Here is an 18,317-nt window from a genome sequence, read left to right on the forward strand (position 1 = left end):
CCAGGGCCCCGGAGCTTCGGCTCAGCTACAGCCGCTCGTGGTGCCGCAGTTGGAGCACTTGTAGCAGGCGCCGCTGCGAACCATGATCGCGCCGCACGTGTGGCAGGGCGGGGCGTCGGCCTGGTTGAGCCAGGTGTTGCGCGGGGCCACCGCGGGCAGCTGCAGGGCCACGGGCTCGGAGGGCGCCGGAGCCTCGGGCGTGGCCTTCACCTCCACCGCCGTCACCTCGGCCTCCTCCGGCGCGTTGCTCGGCAGGAACTTCAGCGCCAGCCACCGGAAGATGTAGTCAGTGATGGACTTGGCGATGGGGATGGCGGGGTTGCCCGTGAAGCCGCTCGGCTCGAAGCGCGTGTGGCTGAGCTTGTCCACCAGCACCTGCAGCGGCACGCCGTACTGGAGCGACAGGGACACCGTGGTGGCGAAGCTGTCCATGAGGCCGCTCACCACCGAGCCTTCCTTGGCCATCACCACGAAGAGCTCGCCGGGCTTGCCGTCCTCGTACATGCCCACGGTGAGGTAGCCCTCGTGCCCGCCGATCGAGAACTTGTGGGTGATGGACTGGCGCTCGTCCGGCAGGCGCCGGCGCATCGCCTGGGGCTCGGGCTTCACCAGGGGCTCGGGCTCCGCGGCCACCTGCACCTTCGTGTCCTTGACCGTGTCCTTCGAGGTGTTCAGCGGCTGGGTGCGCTTGCAGCCATCCCGGTACACGGCGATGGCCTTGAGGCCGCGCTTCCACGCCTCCATGTAGGCCTTCTCGATGTCCTCCACCGTGGCGTTCGACGGCATGTTCACCGTCTTGGAGATGGCGCCCGAGAGGAACGGCTGGCAGGCCTCCATCATCTGGATGTGGCCCATCCACTGGATGCTGCGCTGGCCGCGCGAGGGCTTGAAGGCGCAGTCGAACACCGGCAGGTGCTCGGGCTTGAGGTGCGGGGCGCCTTCGATCGTCTCGTTCTTGTCCAGGTAGGCGATGATGTCCTGGGCCTGGGAGTGACGGTAGCCCAGGCGCTCCAGGGCCTGCGGCACCGTCTGGTTGACGATCTTCAGCATGCCGCCGCCCACCAGCTTCTTGTACTTGATGAGGGCGATGTCCGGCTCGATGCCCGTGGTGTCGCAGTCCATCATGAAGCCGATGGTGCCCGTGGGGGCCAGCACGGTGACCTGGCTGTTGCGGAAGCCGTGCTCGGAGCCCAGCGCCAGCGCCTCGTCCCAGGCGGACTTCTGCGCCGCGTACAGCTCCGGGCTCACGCCCGTGGGGGAAAGCTGGTGCCCCGCCTTGCGGTGCTTGCGGATGACCCCGAGCATCGGCTCGGCGTTCTGCGCGTAGCCCGCGAAGGGGCCCATGCGCTCGGCGAGCCGCGCGCTCATCGCGTACGCCTGTCCGCACATGAGCGAGGTGATGGCGCCCGCGTAGTTGCGCCCTTCCGCCGAGTCATACGGCAGGCCGCACGCCATGAGCAGGGCGCCCAGGTTGGCGTAGCCCAGGCCCAGGGGCCGGTAGTCGTGGCTGTTGCGGGTGATTCGCTCGGTGGGGTAGCGCGAGAAGCCGACGATGATCTCCATCGCCAGGAGCACCACGTCCACCGCGTGCTTGAAGGCCACCGGATCAAAGCACCCGTCGATGGTGCGGAAGTGCATCAGGTTCAGCGACGCCAGGTTGCAGGCCGAGTCGTCGAGGAACATGTACTCGGAGCACGGGTTGGAGGCGTTGATGCGCGCGGTGTTGGCGCACGTGTGCCAGGTGTTCACCGTGGTGTCGAACTGCATGCCCGGGTCGCCGCACAGGTGCGCCGCCTCGGAGATCTCCCGGAACAGCTCCCGGGCCATGTGCGTCTCCTGGGGCTGCCCGTCGCGCACCGCGCGCGTCGTCCACGCGCCGTCGTTGACGACCGCGCGCATGAACTCGTCCGTGACGCGCACGGAGTTGTTCGAGTTCTGGAAGTAGACGGAGCCGTAGGCCTCGCCGTTGAACGACGCGTCGTAGCCAGCCTCGATGAGCGCCCAGGCCTTCTTCTCCTCGTTCGTCTTGCAGCGGATGAACTCGAGGATGTCCGGATGGTCCGCGTTGAGGATGACCATCTTCGCGGCGCGCCGCGTCTTGCCGCCGCTCTTAATCACGCCGGCGAACGCGTCGAAGCCGCGCATGAAGGAGACGGGGCCCGAGGCGGTGCCGCCGCCGGCCAGGTGCTCCCGGCTGGAGCGCAGGGTGGACAGGTTGCTGCCCGTGCCCGAGCCGTACTTGAAGAGCATGGCCTCCGTCTTGGCCAGCGTGAGGATGGACTCCATGGAGTCCTCCACGGAGTTGATGAAGCACGCCGAGCACTGCGGGTGCTCCTCCACGCCCACGTTGAACCAGACGGGGGAGTTGAAGGCCGCCTTCTGGCGCAGCAGCAGGTGCGTCAGCTCCGCGTGGAAGGTGTCGCGGTCCTCCTGCCGGGCGAAGTAGCCGCCCTCCGTGCCCCAGCGGGCCAGGGTGTCCACCACGCGGGCCACGAGCTTGCGCACGCTGCCCTCGCGCTCCGGGGTGCCGGGCGCGCCGCGGAAGTACTTCGAGGCCACCACGTTCGTGGCCAGCATGGACCAGGCCTTGGGCACCTCAATCTGCTTCTGCTCGAAGACGCTCTTGCCGTCCTCGCCGGTGATGCTGGCGGTGCGGTACTCCCACGCCAGCTCGTCCGCGGGATCCACGCCGGGCGTGGTGAAGAAGCGCTCCACCGTCAGCCCGGCGGCAGGGGACTTCGGCTTCTTCCCCACCTTCTTCCCATTCATCAACGGCTTCGAATTGAGTTCCTTCTCCATGGACCGCCCTCCCGTTGACTCACTCAAGAATGTGACCGCACCCAACCTGCGAGACCGCGAGCTTCCAGCCGCTCGCCGTGTGGACCGCCCCGGCGCGGCGGCACCGGACGGCTCGAAGAGGCCCTGACCGGGGTTCACACACCCGGAAGCAGGGCAGCCCGCCTGCCGGCCTCAAGGCCGCCAAGGCAGGAGATGCCCCTGCCAGATCAACCCTCGGCTTCTCGGAAGCCTTCCTGAACACCCCCAGATGTTGTGGCTGTTGCCATCTGACAAACCATAGGTGGTGGTGCTCAAGGGCGCTGACCCTCCGGGGTGCTCGGCAGACAGAGCACCGGGCGGCGAGACGGGGAGGGCGGATCTAGGTCCAAACGCAGGGGGGATCAAATTTGCCTTCCCGTGGCGCGTCGTCACTTGGCATGACATGTATGGTCACGCTGCGGCTAGAAGAGGAACTGATCACTGGGCGATGCTTTCGGTGATCTGCACACGAACTTCCGGCTGCCAAGTCCCCCGGGGGCAAAGCGCGGCTTGGACCTGGGGACGAGGGTGTTCTTCCGGCGGGGGGTGCGTTAGGGAAGAGGGAGCCATGGCCCCTCCCTTTCAGAGACACGTGTTCGTTTGCACCAACCGCCGCCCGGACGGCCACCCCAAGGGGTGCTGCGCCACCAAGGGCGCGGAGGAGGTGCGTGCCGCCTTCAAGAGCGAGCTGGAGAAGCGCGGCATCAAAGGGCAGATGCGCGCCAACGCCGCCGGGTGCCTCGACACGTGCGCCTTTGGCGTCTCGGTCGTCGTCTACCCGGAGGGCGTCTGGTACGGCGGGGTGAAGACGGAGGATGTGCCCGCCATCGTGGACGAGCACCTCGTGGGGGGCCGGCCGGTGGAGCGGCTCCTGATGCCCCTCATGAAGAAGGCACCGAAGCCGGAGGCCGGAAAGTAGGCGCCGGCGGGCCTAGCGGCGGCGGCCGAAGAGCCGCAGCAGGGCCAGGAACAGGTTGATGAAGTCCAGGTACAGCGTGAGCGCGCCCACCACGCTGAGCGTGGCGGCGCTGCTGTAGCCGGAGGAGGCGTGCATCTGGCGCAGCTTCTGGGTGTCGTAGGCCGTCAGCCCCGCGAAGACGACGACACACGCGCACGCGGTGACGAAGGACATGCCCTCGCTGCGCAGGAAGATGTTGGCCACGCCGGCCAGCACCACGCCCACCAGGCCCATGAAGAGGAACGCGCCCCAGGCGCTGAGGTCCTTCTTGGTGAGCGTGCCGTAGAGGCTCAGCGCTCCGAAGACGCCGCCCGTCATCAGCAGCGCCTGGCCAATGGAGCCCGCCGTATAGATGAGGAAATAGATGGAGAGCGTCATCCCCGTGAGCGCCGCGTAGCCCAGGAACAGGGCCGCGGCCACGGGCCCGGACAGGCGGGCCGCGAGGAAGGAGAGGGCGAAGACGGCGCCCAGCTCCGCCACGAGCAGGCCCAGCCGCCACTGGAGCGCCCACTGCAGCAGGGCCTCATTGCTCACCGTGTAGAGGGCCACCACCCCGGTCAGCATCAGCCCCGCGAACATCCAGCCATACACGCGCGACATGAACGCGCGCTGTGACTCCTGCACGAGGGCGCTGTGTACCTCCGACGGGGAGGTGGTCTGCCATCCCGGGTTTTCCCAAGCCATGCGAGCTGTGTCCTTTGCTGTGCCGGCATGCATCCCGGCGGTCCGGCATCCTTATAGCGCGGAGCGCCGGGCGCCGCTGGCCTGCCCGGCGCGGAGGATTAGAGGGCCTTCCAGGCCATGAGCAGCTTGTGGGCCACCTCGGCGGTGATGAGCGGAATCACCCCGCCGCCGCCCACGATGTTGACGATCTCCGCCATGGAGCCCCGGCACACCCCGCCCCAGGCGGGTTGCCGGGCGAGCCCCACCGACGCGTAGGCGGAGTAGTCCACGTAGAGCGAGGTGGGCAGCACCCCGGTCTCGGTGCACAGCACGTGGGGCTCGGGCGAAGTCTCGACGAGCTCCTGCACCACGTAGCCGCCCCCCGTGGGGTCCGCGACGGCGCGCTCGCACAGCTCCGCCCACGGCAGGGGCGCCCCGTAGAGCGCCTGCGCGCGCTCGTTGTAGGGCACGGTGCCTACGGAGCGGCCGATGAAGACGGCCTTGCCGCCGTAGTCCCACGAGCGCTTGAGGACGAACCGCTGGGGCTCCGCGGCGACCGTGGCCACCAGGTCCTCGAGGGACTCGCCCGTGGGGCCCCCGGTGGGGCCATGCCGGAAGCGGCGCGTCCAGGGGACGGAGACGCGGATGGCCTCCAGCTCCTCGGGCGTCAACTGCGCGCCCTCGGCCAGCTCCGGGGTGGCGAGCGCCTGGGAGAGCAGGGCGAAGGTCACCTTCTCCTCGACCTGGGAGGTGGGCGGGTTGAGGAAGACGGCCTTGCGGCCTGGCACCGTGCCGAAGAAGTCCTCTATCCACGGCGAGGGGTTCTCCTCCAGCCTCCGGACGAAGAGGTGGCGGTAGACCATCTGGTACGTCTTGCCGTGGGCGATGAAGGCGTCGTCGCCGGAGACGTCCTCGGGGTGGACCACGTCCGCGTCCGCGCCGAACTCCCGGAAGCGCTCCGCCAGGTACTGCAGCTCGGAGATCTGCGCGTCATGGCGGCGGCAGAGCAGGGCGATGGTCTCCGGCATCTGCCCGGGCCGCTCGGCGGCGTAGCCGTCCAGCAGCGCGCGGTAGAGCGCCAGGGCATTGCTGCCGTTGAGCGTCAGCAGCGAGGCGATGGCGCGCTCCGGATAGCGGAGGTGCCGGGCTACCACCTCCAGGAAGACGCGGGCCGCGATGTCCGAGTAGCCCTGCATGGCGGGAATGGTGGTGTTGACCTCCAGCGCGCGGGGCTGCTGGCCCGCGCCCACGAAGAAGTCCACGCGCGTGGTGGCCAGCCGGGACACCTGGCGCCACGTGCGCTCGGCGATGGCGCGCTCCAGGGGGGACAGGCCCCCGAGCAGCACTTCCCGGGTGTCCCCTCCGAGCACCGCCTCGGCCATCTTCAGCGCGGCGGAGGACAGCCGCGCGGCCAGCTCGCAGCGGCGGCGCACCTCCGCGGCCTCCAGGATGACCGGCGTGGCGGTGATGGGAATGGGCTGGCGGGTGCCGTCCTTCTTCGTCACCGCCAGGCCGCGCTGGAAGGCGGTCCGGGCCAGCTCGGGCCCAAAGTGGGCTGCCTGGTGGCGCAGCACTTCTAAAAGCTCGTTCACGGGGCTAAACCCTCTTGCTCGCTCATGTCCAAGACGATCGAGTTCTTTTTCGACTACGCAAGCCCCTATTCCTACCTCGCTTCGGCCCAGGTGGAAGCGCTTGCGGCACGCACCGGGGCGGAGCTGCGCTGGCGCCCCTTCCTGCTCGGGGCCGTCTTCAAGGCCACCGGCAACCAGTCCCCCGTCACCAACCCGGCCAAGGCCCGGTATTTGTTCAAGGATCTCCTGGACTGGACGCGGATGCTGGGCCTGCCGGACTTCCGCATGCCGGAGCCTTTTCCCGTCAACGCGCTCCAGGTCAACCGCCTGGGCCTGGTGGCGGCGGAGCAGGGGCTCATCGCCCCGTTCTCCCATGCCGCCTACCGGGCCGCCTTCGCCGAGGGAAAGAACCTGGCGGACCCCGCCGTTCTCGCGGAGGTGGCGCGCACCGCCGGACTGGAGCCTGCGCCGGCGCTGGCCCGCATCGAGAACCAGGAGATCAAGGACGCGCTGAAGCGCAACACCGAGGAAGCGGTCGCCCGCGGGGCGTTTGGGGCCCCCACGTTCTTCGTGGGCGAGGACATGTTCTTCGGCAACGACCGCTTGCCCCTGGTGGAGCGGCGGCTGCGAGCGGCGTGAGCCCGCCGCCGTCCTGCTTGCGCCGGAAATCAAACTGGCTTACAAACGCAACTCGGATTCATCTAGGAACCTCATCGACGTGAGACGCTCGGAACGCCACATGCCCTGGAGCCTCCACCGGCCGCGCTTGCTGGCGCTGCCGCTCGTGGCGCTCTGCATGCTGGCGTACCTGGGCAGCGTGGCCCACTTCGCCCTCGTCCAGCACACCCTGTGCCCGGAACACGGCGAGATGGTTCACGCCGGTGAGGAGGGAAGCCATGCCCGGCTCGCGCCGGTGCAGGAGTCCTTCGATGACTCCCGCGTGGCCTCCTCGGCCGGGGAGGCCACGGTCTCCCACGGCTCCGAGGCCCACTGCGCGCACGCCTTCTTCCGCCGCGAGCCGCTGCCGCCCGCCGGTGAAGTCCTCCTGCTCTCGGAAGCGCCTGCCCCTTCGGGGCCGGTGTCCGTGCGGGCGCAGGTGCAATCGGAGCCCGTGGCCCGGCTCCGGGTTGCCCCCAAGTCGTCTCCTCCTCAGTCCTGACGTCCCTGGAGCGCGTCCGTCACGGCCCTGCGTGGGCCGTGCGTGCGGGCTGTCGAGGGTGTGCGTCCGCGGGGGGCCCTGAGCGCCCCTGCCGGTCCGTGCACCGTGCTTCGCCCTCCGGGACGTAACGCTCCCCCTGCGCGCGGGAAGACCTTCCTCGCCGCGGGCCCCTGCCTTCATGCCCCCGCTTGCGCTCCGTGTCCTGCCGCCGAAGGCCAGGGCGCCCGAGGGCATTCGTCTGCCGTACGCCGTACTCACCCGTGGAGTCACACATGAACAGGAAGCTGTTGTCCGCCGTGCTGCTGTCCACCTCGATCCTCTTCAGCGCCGGTTGCGGCGACGACGAGGAGGAGACCGAGAGCCTCGACGCCGAGGGTTGCGCGCACCTCCAGAAGGGCCCCTCCGCGCCCATCACCGCCACCGCCGCGGCCTCGGGCGCTCCGGCGGTGAACACGGATCACAAGCGCTACGACATCTCCCTCATCGACGTGACGGGCGGCAAGGGCGGCAGCGTCACCTTCGCGGTGGCGGAGGAGGGCGACTACCTCTTCTTCATCAACGAGGACGTCCCGATGTCCATCCAGACCATCAATGGCGTGGCGATCCAGCCCGAGGAGCTGGCGAAGAGCTCCACCGAGTGCTCGGACATCAAGGGCCGCTACACGGTGGACCTGGGCGTGGGCACCCACGTGCTCACCTTCGGGCCTACCGCGAAGACGTCCGTCTCGCTCGTCGCCGAGCACGGCGCGCACGAGCACGACCACGAGCACTGAGCTTCATCCAGGGGCAGGGGGCCTCGTGGGCCTCCTGTCCCGCTTTCCGGAGCCAGGGAAGCCTGGCTCCTTTTCCCCGAAGTCCCAGGAGAGACAGCATGGGTACCTTTCAGCAGTTCCTGAACGAGCAGAAGATCGACACCCGCGCCGTGGTGCGCCTCTCGGCCCAGCTCGAGGGCCACGCGGATGAGGATCGCCTCTTGGAGCACAAGCGCTGGGCCAAGCGGCGCGACAAGGACAATCAGGGCAAGTCCTATGCGGAGCTGGGCATCGGCAAGCCGAAGAGCGGGCGCGGGGTGAGTGAGCGGCAGCTCCAGGCGGCGCTCTCGGACCAGCCGCTGCCCCCCCGCGTGCGCGGCAAGATTGTCCGCGCGGTGAACGCGCTGCTCACCAAGAAGGGGGCCGCGGCCGTAGCGCCCGCCTCCCTCTTCGGGGACATCAAGCCCCGGCAGAACGCGCCGGCCAAGGCGAGCTGAGGCGTCCGTCATGGCCACCGCCCTGCCTGCCGTGTTGCCCCTGGAGCTCCGGCGTGATGCGGAGCGCCTGTTCGACATCTCCATGGGGTGTCTTGGAAAGGATGTCACGTGCCCGGAGGGCAACCTCCTGCTGCGCCGGGGACTGTCCCGCACGCGCCGTCCGGAGGACCAGAAGGGGTGCAGCGCGTATGGCTGCGTGCTGCCGGGCGGGGCCACCCTCACGATGTGGGGGTTCGGGATGCTGCTCCAGGAGGAGCCGGAGGCCCTCTTCCTCGCACGCGATGGCTTCTCCCCCCGCTGGGTGGAGCCCGCGTGCGTGCGGTGGCCGGTGTTCCTGGCCGAGGGGCTGGGGCCGCTCCGGGAGCCGTTGCGGTTCGAGGAGCAGCGGGCCGCGCGCAGGGCCGTGGTGACGGTGGCCGAGTGGCTGGCCGTGTACGAGGAATGGGTGCTCGCGGAGGTGGGCGTGGACTGGCGTCGCGAGTGCCTGGAGAGCCGCCGGAAGGCGTCGCCCGTGAGGGCCGAGGAGCTGCCGGGGGCGTGGTGGCGCATCGCCACGCGCGCCCGGGCATTGGAATTCGCAGGAATGGATTCGAGCGCCCCCCATGCGGGGGCCTGAGGAGGACAACATGCTGGCGAGACTTCTTCGAGCCGAGGAACCCTCCATTTTCTCCCACGCGCCGTGGGAGGACATCCCCAACGCCGAGCTCCCCACGCCGCCGCTGCGCGACGGGCTGGGACAGGCCCACATGCAGGTCAGCACGCGTGTGCCCCTGGCCCAGGCGTACTTCGACCAGGGGCTGCGCCTGCTGCACCTGGGGTGGGGCACCGAGGCGCGGCGGGCTTTCGCCGAGGCCGCGCGGCAGGACCCTCGCCTGGCCATGGCCTTCTGGGGGCTGGCCCTGACGCGTGGGGCGGGAGGGCGCTTCGCCGCCGAGCGCAACGAGGCCATCCGCCAGGCGCTCGCGCTGTGCGAGGGGGCCACGGATCTCGAGCAGCGCCACATCGTCGCCGCGAGCCTCCTGGCCGACAAGGGCCCCGCCAATGGCCGCCAGTCCTTCGTCCGGGAGATGGAGTACCTCATCGAGATCTACCCTGACGACGTGGAGGCCCGGCTGCTGCTCGCGGGCTTCCTGGTGGACGGGTACGAGCCCAGCGGCAGGCCCTGCCCGGGCCAGTCCTATGCCCAGTCGCTCCTCCGGGAGCTGGTGCGCACGCATCCCCACCACGAGGGCGTCCACCATGCGTGGGTGAGCGCGCTCCTGGACAGCGCCCGGCCCGAGGGGGCCCTGGACAGCGCGCGGCAACTGGTGGCCCTGGCGCCCCAGGTGGGCCCGGCCCTGCTGGGCGTGGGGCGGCTGCTCCAGCGCCTCGGCCTCACCGGGGAGGCGCACGAGGTGCTCCAGCGCGCGGTGGAGGCCGATGACGCGTACCTCGCGCGGGAGACGCTGCCCGCGAACGCGGCGCCTTGCGCGGAGCTGGCGATGCGGCTGCTCGTGACGGGGTGTGCCGAGGCGGGCCAGTACGGCGAGGGACAGGTCTGGGCCCGGCGGCTGCGCGCCCGGGTGGAGGGCCTGGGCGATGGGCAGGCCGTGGTGCTCTCGGCCTGTGTCCTCTCGGGGCTGCACCTGCGCTTTGGCTTCTGCCGCGCGGCGGCGGACATCCACGGCGGGCTCGGCGAGGGCGCGACGGCCGCGGAGCGCGGGCTGCTCGAAGGCCTGCGCCTCTACACCCGGGGGCTCTGCGCGCTGGAGGTGGGCAAGCTCTTCGAGGCGGAGCGCGTGTGCGGCCTGCTCGATGCGCTGCACACGGCCTTGACGGACGAGCGCCGCGCCGAGGGCCGCATCCTCTGCCCCCGGGACGTGGCGCGGGTGCTGGAGACGGCCAGCCAGGAGCTGCGCGGGGCGCTGGAGGCGCGCCGGGGCGACTCCGCCCGGGCCGAGGCGACCCTCATCCGGGCGTTCCGGCTGGAGCGCCGGTTGCGCCCCGTGGGCCCGCCGGCCTTCTCCCGGCCCGCGCGCGAGACGCTGGCGCGGACGCGGCTGCGCTTCGGGCGCGAGGACAAGGCGCTGGAGCTGGCGCTCGAGCTCGCGGCGGAGCGGCCCGGCAGCGGCCATGCGCGGCTGCTCGCCGCGGAGGCCCGGGTGGGGCAGGGGGACTTCCCGGAGGCCGCGCGGGACTTCACCCACTTCCTCGAATGCTGGCGCCAGGCGGATGCCCACCTGCCCGAGCTGCGGCGGGCCCGGTCGTTCGTGACCGGGCGGGGCCATGCGCTTCGCCTGGTGGGAGGAACCGAGGCCCCGTACTGAGCTTCAGGGGGCGGGGCGCACGAGCCTGCGCACCCCGCTCAGCAGCACGCAGACGCCCACCAGCATGCTGGCGCACACCGTCTGCGAGGCCCCGACCGGGAAGTCATAGAAGAAGGCGAACAGGTAGCCGCCCGCGCCGGAGAGGCATCCGGCGAGCGTGGCCAGCAGGAACGTCCACGGCAGGCGCAGGTCGAGCACCAGCGCGGCGATGGCCGACAGGGTGGAGAAGGCGAACACGGGCAAGGCCCCGAGCGCCCGGGCCGACACGCCCACCATGATGCCGATGGAGACCATCAACACCGCGTCGAGCAGCCGCACCGGCAGCCCCTGCACCCGGGCGCCCACCCGGTCGAAGCTGGCGAAGGTGATGCCCCGGAACCACCACAGGTGGATGAAGAGGATGGCCCCGCCCACCCCGGCCACGGCGGCGAACTGCCCGGGCGTCACCAGCACCGCGGTGCCGAAGAGGATCCCCTGGATGTCATGGGCCTCCTGGGCGATGCGGTCGCCCACCAGCACGGCGGCCCCGCCCGAGAAGGCGAAGGCCAGGCCAAGCACGCTCTCCCGGGTGAGCTTCAGGCGGGAGGGGTCCGCCATCAGCAGCGCCGTGGCCAGCAGGGACAGGCCGGTGGCCCCCAGCGTGGGGTCCACGTGCATGCCCAGGTGGATCTCCGCGAAGAAGGCGAGCGCCACGCCCAGCCCCGCGGCCTGGGTAACGGCGGCGCTGACGAACACCATGCGCCGCAGCACCACGTAGACGCTCAGGAACCCCAGCACGCCCCCGGCGATCAGCGCGCACAGGACCGGATCCAGGAACAGGTCGAGGCTCGCGAGGAACTGCTCCCACTTCGAGGGTTCAACCAGGGATGGGTCCACGGGATGATCCAGAAGCGAGGCGGGCGGCGTACTCGTCGCCGTATTGGTGCCGGAAGGCGGGGTGGTGGAACACGGTCTGGGCGTTGCCCAGGACGACGGCGGGCGCCTCCCGGTCCACGAAGAGCAGGGTGCTGGCATACTCGGCGGCCATCGCCAGGTCGTGGCTCACCACCACCACGGCGATGCGCCGCTCGCGGGCCAGCGCCGCCAGCCGCTGCATCGTCTCGCGCTCGGCCACCGCGTCCATGGCGGCGGTGGGCTCATCCAGCAGCACGAGGTCCGCGTCGCTGGCGAGCACCCGGGCGAGCAGCGCGCGCTGCTTCTGTCCCTCGGACAGCTCGCGGAACGGGCGGTGGGCGAAGGCCCGGGCGCCCACGGTGTCGAGGGCCTCCTGGGCCACCCGGCGGTCTTCCGGGCTGGAGAAGGGGCGCAGGAAGTTCCACCCGGCCAGCCGTCCCCAGAGGACCATCTCCTTGGGGCGTACGGGCAGCAGCGCGTCGATGCTCGCCGTCTGCGGCACGTACGCGCTGCGCATGCCGGGCACGCCCTTCTCGATGCGGCCCGAGACGGGGGCGAGCAGCCCGAGCAGCGTCTTGAACCAGGTGCTCTTGCCCGAGCCATTGCGGCCCACCACGGCCACGAAGTCGCCGCGCCGCACCTGGAGGTGGATGGGGGGCAGCAGCGCCTTGTTCCCGTAGCCGATGACGAGCTGCTCGCAGGACAGGAGCACCTCGGACGGGGGAGCCGTGGCGGCGGCCTCGGCGGAGAGGGTCGGGTCACCGGGCTTCACGCGTCACCTCCGCCGAGGGGATCAGCTCCGCCACGCCCTTCAGGATGGCCTCTCGCGCCGGGGCGTTGGCCGCGGCGGTCAGGTCCACGGTGCCGTTGCCCTCCGGCTGGGGAGGCGCCCAGTCCACGCTGTCGAAGATGCGGGACGTCATCTCCAACTGGAGCGCCAGGCGGACGCGCGGCGCGTGCTCCCGGTCCGAGGGAATGTCCAGGTCTCCGCGGAGCACCGCGAGCGGCTCGGAGGAGGCCCCGCCGGGAGCCACCTCCAGGCGGAAGGGCTTCTCGCCGGCGAAGCGCGGCAAGTCTCTCCCATCCCGCGCGATGCCCTCCAGCGTCAGGCCCGTCACCGCCCACTGGCCCCGCGACACCGTGCCGCTGGGCAGCTCACACGCCGGGCTGCACGTCACCTGGCGCGTCTCCGGGGCGAGCAGGTTCACATCCCCCACGGGCAGGGTGGCCACGGTCTGGGTGGAGGAGCCCCCGCCGCCCAGCTCCGCGGCGATGTCCTCGTAGTCGATGAGGGCCCCATCGTCGCGGTGGCAGTGGCCGTTGTGGCACAGGCTGTAGCCCGGGGGCGGGTTCGCGGGATCAAAGGTGCCGCCCTCGCCTCCACCGGAGGAGGCCGTCAGCTCGATGCGCTCCAACCGCATCGTCGCGGTGGTGAGGCGCACCTGGTAGTCGGAGCTGAGCCGCCGGTACCCATCTCGCGTGAGACGGGAGTCCTCGGGGGCATAGGCCGCGCGCACGGTGGGCTCCAGCACGGCGAAGCCCTCGCCGGCCTCCCAGGCGCAGCCACCCAGCAGGACCAGGGGCAGGAGCAGGGACAGGCGCATGGCTCAGGTCCCCTTGCCCGCGAGGCCCTGCTCGAACTGCTTCACCATCTTCTCCATGCGCTGGAGGTACGTCTCGCCGCCCCGGAAGTTCGTGCCGCCCGGGATGACGACCAGGGGCGCGGGAAGCTTGGAGGCCACGAGCCGGGAGGTGGTGTCCGGGTAGTAGTCCTCCTGGAAGAGGAACCGCGCCTTCTGCGCGCGTCCCTCGGTCAGCACGTGGGCCACGTGGGCCGGGTTGGGCGGGATGCCCGGCTTGGGCTCGAGGAACGCGAGCTGCGTGAAGCCCAGCCAGTCGGACAGATAGGCCGTCGTGCGGTGGTAGGAGATGACCGGTGCGCCGCGCAGCCCGGCCAGACGCTTCTCCCAGTCCGCACGGGCCTTCTCCAGCGCGGTGGTGAAGCTCTTGAGGTTGGCCTCGTAGGTGGCCGCGTTCTTCGAGTCGAGCTGCGTCAGGCGCGCCGCGATGCCCTGGGCCACGTCCAGGGCGGCCCGGGGATCATAGAGGTAGTGCGGGTTGCCGCCCGGGTGGACATCGCCCTGGCTGCGATCGACCGCGACCGTGGGCACCTCGAGCAGCCTCACGAGCTGCGAGGCATCCAGGTAGCCGGGGTTGCCAGTCTGGATCTTCACGTTGCGCGCGCCGATCTGGAGCGTGGGCAGCCAGCCCACTTCCAGCTCCAGCCCCACGGTGATGAGCAGGTCCGCGCGGTTGAGCACCAGGGCGAGGTTGGGCCGGGCATCCACGAAGTGGGGATCCTGCGAGGGGGACGCCAGCGCGGTGACGTTGACCTTGTCCCCGCCGACGGCCTTTGCCAGCGCGGCCAGGTCCGGCACGGAGGTGACGACGTTGAGGGCGGCGTGGGCCGGGAGGGACAGCAGGAAGAAGAGGGCGGCACTCAGGGCCGTGAGGAGGTGTCTCATCGGAAGGCTCCGGGAGAAAAGGGGTCAGAAGGCGTGGGCGCCGTGGGTGCCCATCACCACTTCGAAGGCGAGAAAGGCGGAGTAGCCGGGCTCGTCGCGCCAGCCGGCACGGTCCGTGGCCGCCTGCAGGCGCAGCCGGGAGAACTCGGTGGGCCAGAAGGTGAGGTTGGCGGAGATGCGCTGGCGCGTGGCATCCCACTCAGGATCCAACGGGTCGGCGGCCACCTGTCCGTCCTGGCCGCGCGCGGCCGTGCCGAACTCGTAGCGCGCGTTGGTGGCCCAGCGCTGGGCGAAGCGCCAGTGGAACTGGGCATAGCCGCCCCAGTCCCCGAGCAGGTCCTCGGGAACCTGCCGGCGCCGGTAGAGCACCTCCGCCTGCAAGGCGAGCACGGTGGGATCGTTGCCCTGCACCTCGCGGTACTTCACATAGAGGTCCGTGCCGAAGACGTCGCTGCGGTTGCGGTGGCCCGTGGCGTTGGGGCCCGTCACCGCCGACAGACCCCACAGCACGGACAGCGCATCCGAGACGGGGAAGAACTGCTTCAGCGCCCCGGTGAACTGGAAGTCGAACGGGGACACCACGCGGCTCTGGGTGGCGCCGAAGAAGCTGCGCGCGGTGGACGCGCCGTTGGCATCGGTGACCGAGCCCAGCACTTCCACGTACCAGGGCAGGGGGGCCAGCCACGAGAGCTCCAGCCCCAGCCCGCGGTTGCCCTCGCCGCCGAAGACGCGGCTGAGCACGAAGGGCTGATCCACGAAGTCCCACGCGTGGGGGTGGGTGTTGTTGATCCGCCCGAAGCGGGTGAGGAACTGGCCGGCGCGCACCTGGAGGTTGGCTGGCAGGTCCAACGTGCTGGCGTAGGCCTCTTCGATCTCCACGCCGAACTGGCTGAAGACGATGTTGCCGTTGAAGCGGAAGTACGGGTCCACCACGCTGCCGATGGACAGCTCCAGCTGCTGAAGGGTGAACCCATTGGTGGACGGGTCATGCCCGCCGCCCTGGAGCGGCTCCTTGTCGGTGAAGCCCGCGAGCGCCACATCCAGGATGAAGCTCATGTCGAGCCACGCGTTGGACAGGGCGCGGGGCACGGGCAGCGGCGCGTTGCCGCCCGGGGCGGCCCCGGAGGACGCATCCGGGGGGGAGGCCGCCTGGTCCTTGCCCACGGCGGCTTCGATCTCCGCCAGCTCCTCCGGGCTCAGCCCGGCGCCGCTGCCGGGCTCGGAAGGGGGGGACTGCGCCGCCGCCGGAAGAACCGGCAGGACGAGCGCGCAGACAACAAGAACAGCCATGCCGGAGAACCGGCGTGAAGAAGGGGACACCCTTGGACTCCTCGGAACCCGGCACCCGGCAATGGGGTGCCCACCACAGTCAACCGCTTCGGGACGCTAGGCGCGTGCCGGGGGCGAGGACTTGGGGGCGAGGGCGAGGATGGGGAGCGAGACGATGGGCTGCGGGGGCGCGGTGGCCAGGAGGCTCACGCGCAGGAAGGCCGTGAGCGTCCACACCGCCTCGGGCGGGAGCAGCTCCTGGCCCATCCCGGCCGTCAGCACCGGGCACGCTTCGTGGGTGAGCCGCGAGGCGTCCAGGCCCTCGTTCAGCCGGGAGGCGGAGAGCAGCGGCGTGTGCGTGGCGAACTGGGACACCATCTGTCCCATGCCGCGCACCGTCTCCTCGAAGGCCTGGTGCTCCGCGCAGAAGCGGTGCGCATGCTCTTCGGAGTGCCCGAGCGCGCCCAGCAGCGGCAACAACCACAGCACGGCGAGCACCGTCGCGGTGGAGCGTCGAAGGCTGGAGGCTCGGGTGAACATTCGCAGGGCGTACCGCCCGGGTGCTCTAACGGTGTACCCCGGACGTGTCAAGGCAGGGGCCTCCGGGCATCCCCATGGGAGTCTCCCTCTGCATTGTCCCCTGCATGCCGGGGCCTTCGATGTACGCTCGGGAGCCTGCTCGTCCGTACCGGAGGTCCCCCGGGACCTGGCCCGTCCGCTGACGCTTGCCCTCAAGGAGTCTCACCCGTGGGAACCCCCCGAGCCCCCCGCCGCCCACCCCGTGAAGCCCCCCGCGCCCGTCCGGACGCCGCCGCCATGGCCCAGGCGGTGAAGGACTTCCTGCGCGCCGCGGGCCTGCCCCTGGAGACGGATCCCAACCTCCAGCGCACGCCCACGCGCGTCGCCGAGGTGTGGATGACCGAGTTCCTCGACGGCTATGCCCTCACCCCCGAGGAGGCGATCGGGGCGATGTACCCCGCGCCCCCGGAGTCCGCTGGCGAGATGGTGGTGGTGACGGACCTGCGCTTCCACTCCATGTGCCCCCACCACCTGATGCCCTACGAGGGCCGCGCCCACCTGGCCTACGTCCCGGGCAAGCACGTGGTGGGCTTCGGGCGCCTGGGCTCGCTGCTGAACTGCTTCGCGCACCGGCTCATCCTCCAGGAGGATCTGGCGCGGTGTGTGGCGGGCGCCATGGCCCGCGTGCTGGACAGCCCCGCCACCGCCTGCATCCTGGAGGCGAAGCAGGCCTGCCTGCGCCTCCGGAGCGGCGAGCAACGCGATGCCGTCACGCACGTCGAAGCCTACGAGGGCCGTTTGCGCAAGGAGGGCTCTCTGCGCCGGGAGCTGTGGGCCCGGCTGGGAGCGCTGAAATGACGATGCCGTCCGAGAAGACCTTCCCCCGCGTGGAGCCTGGACGGCTGGAGGCCGTGTGGACCGCGCTGGGGCAGACGCTCTCCTCGGAACAGCTTCGCCGCGACGAGGAGACGCGCCAGCGTTACGCCCGGGACGAGTCCGACAGCGGCGTCTACCCCCCCGACATCATCGCCTTCCCCGAGACCACCGCGCAGGTGTCGGCCGTCTTCAAGGCGTGCCAGGCCCAGGGCGTGCCCTTCACGCCTTGCGGGGCGCGCAGCGGCAAGAGCGGCGGCTCGCTCTCCTTGAGGGGCGGGGTGATGGTCAGCCTGGAGCGGATGAACCGCATCCGCTCCGTGTCCGTGGAGGACCTCACCGCCGTCGTGGAGCCGGGCGTCATCACCGGGGACCTGATGCGGGCGGCGGACGCCGTGGGGCTCTTCTACCCGCCAGACCCGAACTCCTGGGAATTTTGCACGCTGGGGGGCAACGTCGCGGAGAACGCGGGCGGGCCCCGGGCGCTCAAGTACGGGGTGACGCGCGACTACGTCCTGGGCCTGGAGTGGGTGCTCCCGGATGGGGAGGTGCTCCGGGTCGGCCGGCGCACCCTCAAGGGGGTGGCCGGGTACGATCTCGTGGGCCTCTTCGTGGGCTCCGAGGGGACGCTTGGCGTGGCCACGGAAATCACCCTCCAGCTCATTCCCCGGCCCCGGCACGTGCTGACGGCCCTGGTCATCTTTGACTCGGTGATGCGGGCCGCGCACGCCCTCTCGGCGGTACTGGCCTCGGGCGTGCTGCCCCGGACCCTGGAGCTCATCGACGAGGTGGCCCTCCAGGCGGTCGCGGGCAAGGGCTACCCCTTTCCGCCCGGCGCCGGGTCGGCCGTCATCGTCGAGGTGGACGGGAGTACAGAGGAGGGCTTGCTCGCCGAGCTGGCCCAGGTGGGAGATGTCTGTACCCGCATGGGGGCGACCGAGACCCTGGTGGCCCAGAACGAGGCGCAGCGCGAGAAGCTCTGGGCGGCCCGCCGCCTGGTCTCCCCGGGGCTGCGCGCCCTCAAGCCGCACAAGATTTCCGAGGACATCGTCGTGCCCCGCTCGTGCATCCCCAGCCTCATCCAACAGCTCAAGGCCCTGGGGGACCGGCTGGGGCTGCTGGTGGCCACATATGGTCACGCGGGGGATGGCAACCTGCACGCCAACATTCTCTACGAGGGGCCCCACCAGCGGCCGTTGGTGGAGGAGGCCATCCAACAGATGTTGAAGCTCACCGTGGAGATGGGCGGCACCATCACCGGCGAGCACGGCGTAGGTCACGCCAAACGCGATTACCTCGCGTTGGAGCAAGCCGGGCCGGTCATCGCACTGCAACGCCGGCTCAAAACCTTTTTCGATCCATCAGGGCTGCTCAACCCCGAGAAAATCTTTCCCGCGCCCGATTGTTTCTAGTGGCACAGCAACTCATCGCTGGGGGCGCGTTCGAGTCCGGAAGTTCCTGCGTGGAGTCCCTCAGGGAACCCCGAGGAAGATTCCCCAGGTGTGGCTGAAAAG

Annotated in this window: 18 protein-coding genes; 9 read left to right on the forward strand and 9 right to left on the reverse strand. The window is 70.6% G+C overall.

The window, feature by feature from the left end; translation table 11 throughout:
- Positions 1-21 precede the first annotated feature (21 nt).
- A complete protein-coding gene (locus tag KY661_RS26965; protein ID WP_225412957.1) occupies positions 22-2,799 on the reverse strand; it encodes a vitamin B12-dependent ribonucleotide reductase in 2,778 nt (925 codons plus the stop codon).
- Positions 2,800-3,385: 586 nt separating this feature from the next.
- Between KY661_RS26965 and KY661_RS26970 the strand changes: the two genes are divergently transcribed.
- Complete coding sequence (locus tag KY661_RS26970; protein ID WP_075010363.1) at positions 3,386-3,736, forward strand: (2Fe-2S) ferredoxin domain-containing protein; 351 nt, start codon at positions 3,386-3,388, stop codon at positions 3,734-3,736.
- Between the two features lie 12 nt (positions 3,737-3,748).
- Here KY661_RS26970 and KY661_RS26975 read toward each other — a convergent pair whose 3' ends face one another.
- On the reverse strand, positions 3,749-4,459 hold the full coding sequence (locus KY661_RS26975; RefSeq protein ID WP_225412958.1) for a Bax inhibitor-1/YccA family protein: 711 nt from the start codon (positions 4,457-4,459) through the stop codon (positions 3,749-3,751).
- A gap of 98 nt (positions 4,460-4,557) precedes the next feature.
- The gene (locus tag KY661_RS26980; protein WP_225412959.1) at positions 4,558-6,030 is read right to left on the reverse strand and encodes a hypothetical protein; all 1,473 of its coding nucleotides are present in this window, start codon (positions 6,028-6,030) and stop codon (positions 4,558-4,560) included.
- 24 nt (positions 6,031-6,054) lie between these two features.
- Here KY661_RS26980 and KY661_RS26985 point away from each other — a divergent pair, with 24 nt between their 5' ends.
- From KY661_RS26985 to KY661_RS27010, 6 genes are all read left to right on the forward strand, one after another.
- Positions 6,055-6,648, forward strand: coding sequence for a 2-hydroxychromene-2-carboxylate isomerase (locus KY661_RS26985; RefSeq protein ID WP_225412960.1), 594 nt, complete (start codon positions 6,055-6,057; stop codon positions 6,646-6,648).
- Between the two features lie 79 nt (positions 6,649-6,727).
- Entirely contained in the window at positions 6,728-7,168 is a 441-nt protein-coding gene (locus KY661_RS26990; RefSeq protein ID WP_225412961.1) for a hypothetical protein, read from the forward strand.
- 272 nt (positions 7,169-7,440) lie between these two features.
- Entirely contained in the window at positions 7,441-7,941 is a 501-nt protein-coding gene (locus KY661_RS26995) for a hypothetical protein (protein WP_225412962.1), read from the forward strand.
- A gap of 98 nt (positions 7,942-8,039) precedes the next feature.
- Complete coding sequence (locus tag KY661_RS27000; RefSeq protein WP_225412963.1) at positions 8,040-8,417, forward strand: hypothetical protein; 378 nt, start codon at positions 8,040-8,042, stop codon at positions 8,415-8,417.
- Between the two features lie 10 nt (positions 8,418-8,427).
- Positions 8,428-9,033 (forward strand): hypothetical protein, encoded by a 606-nt coding sequence (locus KY661_RS27005; protein WP_225412964.1) that lies wholly within the window; start codon positions 8,428-8,430, stop codon positions 9,031-9,033.
- Between the two features lie 10 nt (positions 9,034-9,043).
- Positions 9,044-10,723, forward strand: coding sequence for a tetratricopeptide repeat protein (locus KY661_RS27010; RefSeq protein WP_225412965.1), 1,680 nt, complete (start codon positions 9,044-9,046; stop codon positions 10,721-10,723).
- Positions 10,724-10,726: 3 nt separating this feature from the next.
- Here the strand turns inward: KY661_RS27010 and KY661_RS27015 are convergent, their stop codons facing one another.
- The 6 genes from KY661_RS27015 to KY661_RS27040 all read right to left on the reverse strand — a co-directional run bounded on the left by KY661_RS27015 (position 10,727) and on the right by KY661_RS27040 (position 15,951).
- Positions 10,727-11,599 carry a metal ABC transporter permease gene (locus tag KY661_RS27015; protein WP_225412966.1) on the reverse strand — a complete coding sequence of 291 codons (873 nt, stop codon included), beginning with the start codon at positions 11,597-11,599 and terminating at the stop codon, positions 10,727-10,729.
- Complete coding sequence (locus tag KY661_RS27020; RefSeq protein ID WP_225412967.1) at positions 11,580-12,389, reverse strand: metal ABC transporter ATP-binding protein; 810 nt, start codon at positions 12,387-12,389, stop codon at positions 11,580-11,582. Before KY661_RS27020 ends, KY661_RS27015 begins: the two co-directional genes overlap by 20 nt.
- Entirely contained in the window at positions 12,376-13,221 is an 846-nt protein-coding gene (locus KY661_RS27025; RefSeq protein WP_225412968.1) for a hypothetical protein, read from the reverse strand. The genes KY661_RS27020 and KY661_RS27025 overlap by 14 nt, the downstream gene beginning before the upstream one ends.
- Positions 13,222-13,224: 3 nt before the next feature.
- Positions 13,225-14,142, reverse strand: a complete 918-nt coding sequence (locus tag KY661_RS27030; RefSeq protein WP_225412969.1) for a metal ABC transporter substrate-binding protein — start codon at positions 14,140-14,142, stop codon at positions 13,225-13,227.
- A gap of 24 nt (positions 14,143-14,166) precedes the next feature.
- Positions 14,167-15,462 carry a zinc-regulated TonB-dependent outer membrane receptor gene (locus KY661_RS27035; protein WP_225412970.1) on the reverse strand — a complete coding sequence of 432 codons (1,296 nt, stop codon included), beginning with the start codon at positions 15,460-15,462 and terminating at the stop codon, positions 14,167-14,169.
- A 66-nt stretch (positions 15,463-15,528) separates the two neighbouring features.
- Positions 15,529-15,951 carry a hypothetical protein gene (locus tag KY661_RS27040; protein ID WP_225412971.1) on the reverse strand — a complete coding sequence of 141 codons (423 nt, stop codon included), beginning with the start codon at positions 15,949-15,951 and terminating at the stop codon, positions 15,529-15,531.
- Positions 15,952-16,227: 276 nt separating this feature from the next.
- Here KY661_RS27040 and folE point away from each other — a divergent pair, with 276 nt between their 5' ends.
- Together folE and KY661_RS27050 are read left to right on the forward strand one after the other, a co-directional pair.
- Positions 16,228-16,788, forward strand: a complete 561-nt coding sequence (gene folE, locus KY661_RS27045) for a GTP cyclohydrolase I (protein WP_075010377.1) — start codon at positions 16,228-16,230, stop codon at positions 16,786-16,788.
- Positions 16,785-18,215, forward strand: a complete 1,431-nt coding sequence (locus tag KY661_RS27050) for an FAD-binding oxidoreductase (protein ID WP_225412973.1) — start codon at positions 16,785-16,787, stop codon at positions 18,213-18,215. Before folE ends, KY661_RS27050 begins: the two co-directional genes overlap by 4 nt.
- Positions 18,216-18,317 lie beyond the last annotated feature (102 nt).

The organism is Allostigmatella hybrida (genome assembly GCF_020103775.1).
Taxonomy (GTDB): Bacteria; Myxococcota; Myxococcia; order Myxococcales; family Myxococcaceae; genus Hyalangium; species Hyalangium aurantiaca.

What these genes read in the sequence shown, in the direction of transcription:
- KY661_RS26965 (WP_225412957.1), bottom strand. Translation starts at nt 2,799, where the DNA reads ATGGAGAAGGAACTCAATTCGAAGCCGTTGATGAATGGGAAGAAGGTG.
- KY661_RS26985 (WP_225412960.1), top strand. Translation starts at nt 6,055, where the DNA reads ATGTCCAAGACGATCGAGTTCTTTTTCGACTACGCAAGCCCCTATTCC.
- KY661_RS26995 (WP_225412962.1), top strand. Translation starts at nt 7,441, where the DNA reads ATGAACAGGAAGCTGTTGTCCGCCGTGCTGCTGTCCACCTCGATCCTC.
- KY661_RS27000 (WP_225412963.1), top strand. Translation starts at nt 8,040, where the DNA reads ATGGGTACCTTTCAGCAGTTCCTGAACGAGCAGAAGATCGACACCCGC.
- KY661_RS26970 (WP_075010363.1), top strand. Translation starts at nt 3,386, where the DNA reads ATGGCCCCTCCCTTTCAGAGACACGTGTTCGTTTGCACCAACCGCCGC.
- KY661_RS27030 (WP_225412969.1), bottom strand. Translation starts at nt 14,142, where the DNA reads ATGAGACACCTCCTCACGGCCCTGAGTGCCGCCCTCTTCTTCCTGCTG.
- KY661_RS27010 (WP_225412965.1), top strand. Translation starts at nt 9,044, where the DNA reads ATGCTGGCGAGACTTCTTCGAGCCGAGGAACCCTCCATTTTCTCCCAC.
- KY661_RS27040 (WP_225412971.1), bottom strand. Translation starts at nt 15,951, where the DNA reads ATGTTCACCCGAGCCTCCAGCCTTCGACGCTCCACCGCGACGGTGCTC.
- KY661_RS27050 (WP_225412973.1), top strand. Translation starts at nt 16,785, where the DNA reads ATGACGATGCCGTCCGAGAAGACCTTCCCCCGCGTGGAGCCTGGACGG.
- folE (WP_075010377.1), top strand. Translation starts at nt 16,228, where the DNA reads ATGGCCCAGGCGGTGAAGGACTTCCTGCGCGCCGCGGGCCTGCCCCTG.
- KY661_RS27005 (WP_225412964.1), top strand. Translation starts at nt 8,428, where the DNA reads ATGGCCACCGCCCTGCCTGCCGTGTTGCCCCTGGAGCTCCGGCGTGAT.
- KY661_RS27025 (WP_225412968.1), bottom strand. Translation starts at nt 13,221, where the DNA reads ATGCGCCTGTCCCTGCTCCTGCCCCTGGTCCTGCTGGGTGGCTGCGCC.
- KY661_RS26975 (WP_225412958.1), bottom strand. Translation starts at nt 4,459, where the DNA reads ATGGCTTGGGAAAACCCGGGATGGCAGACCACCTCCCCGTCGGAGGTA.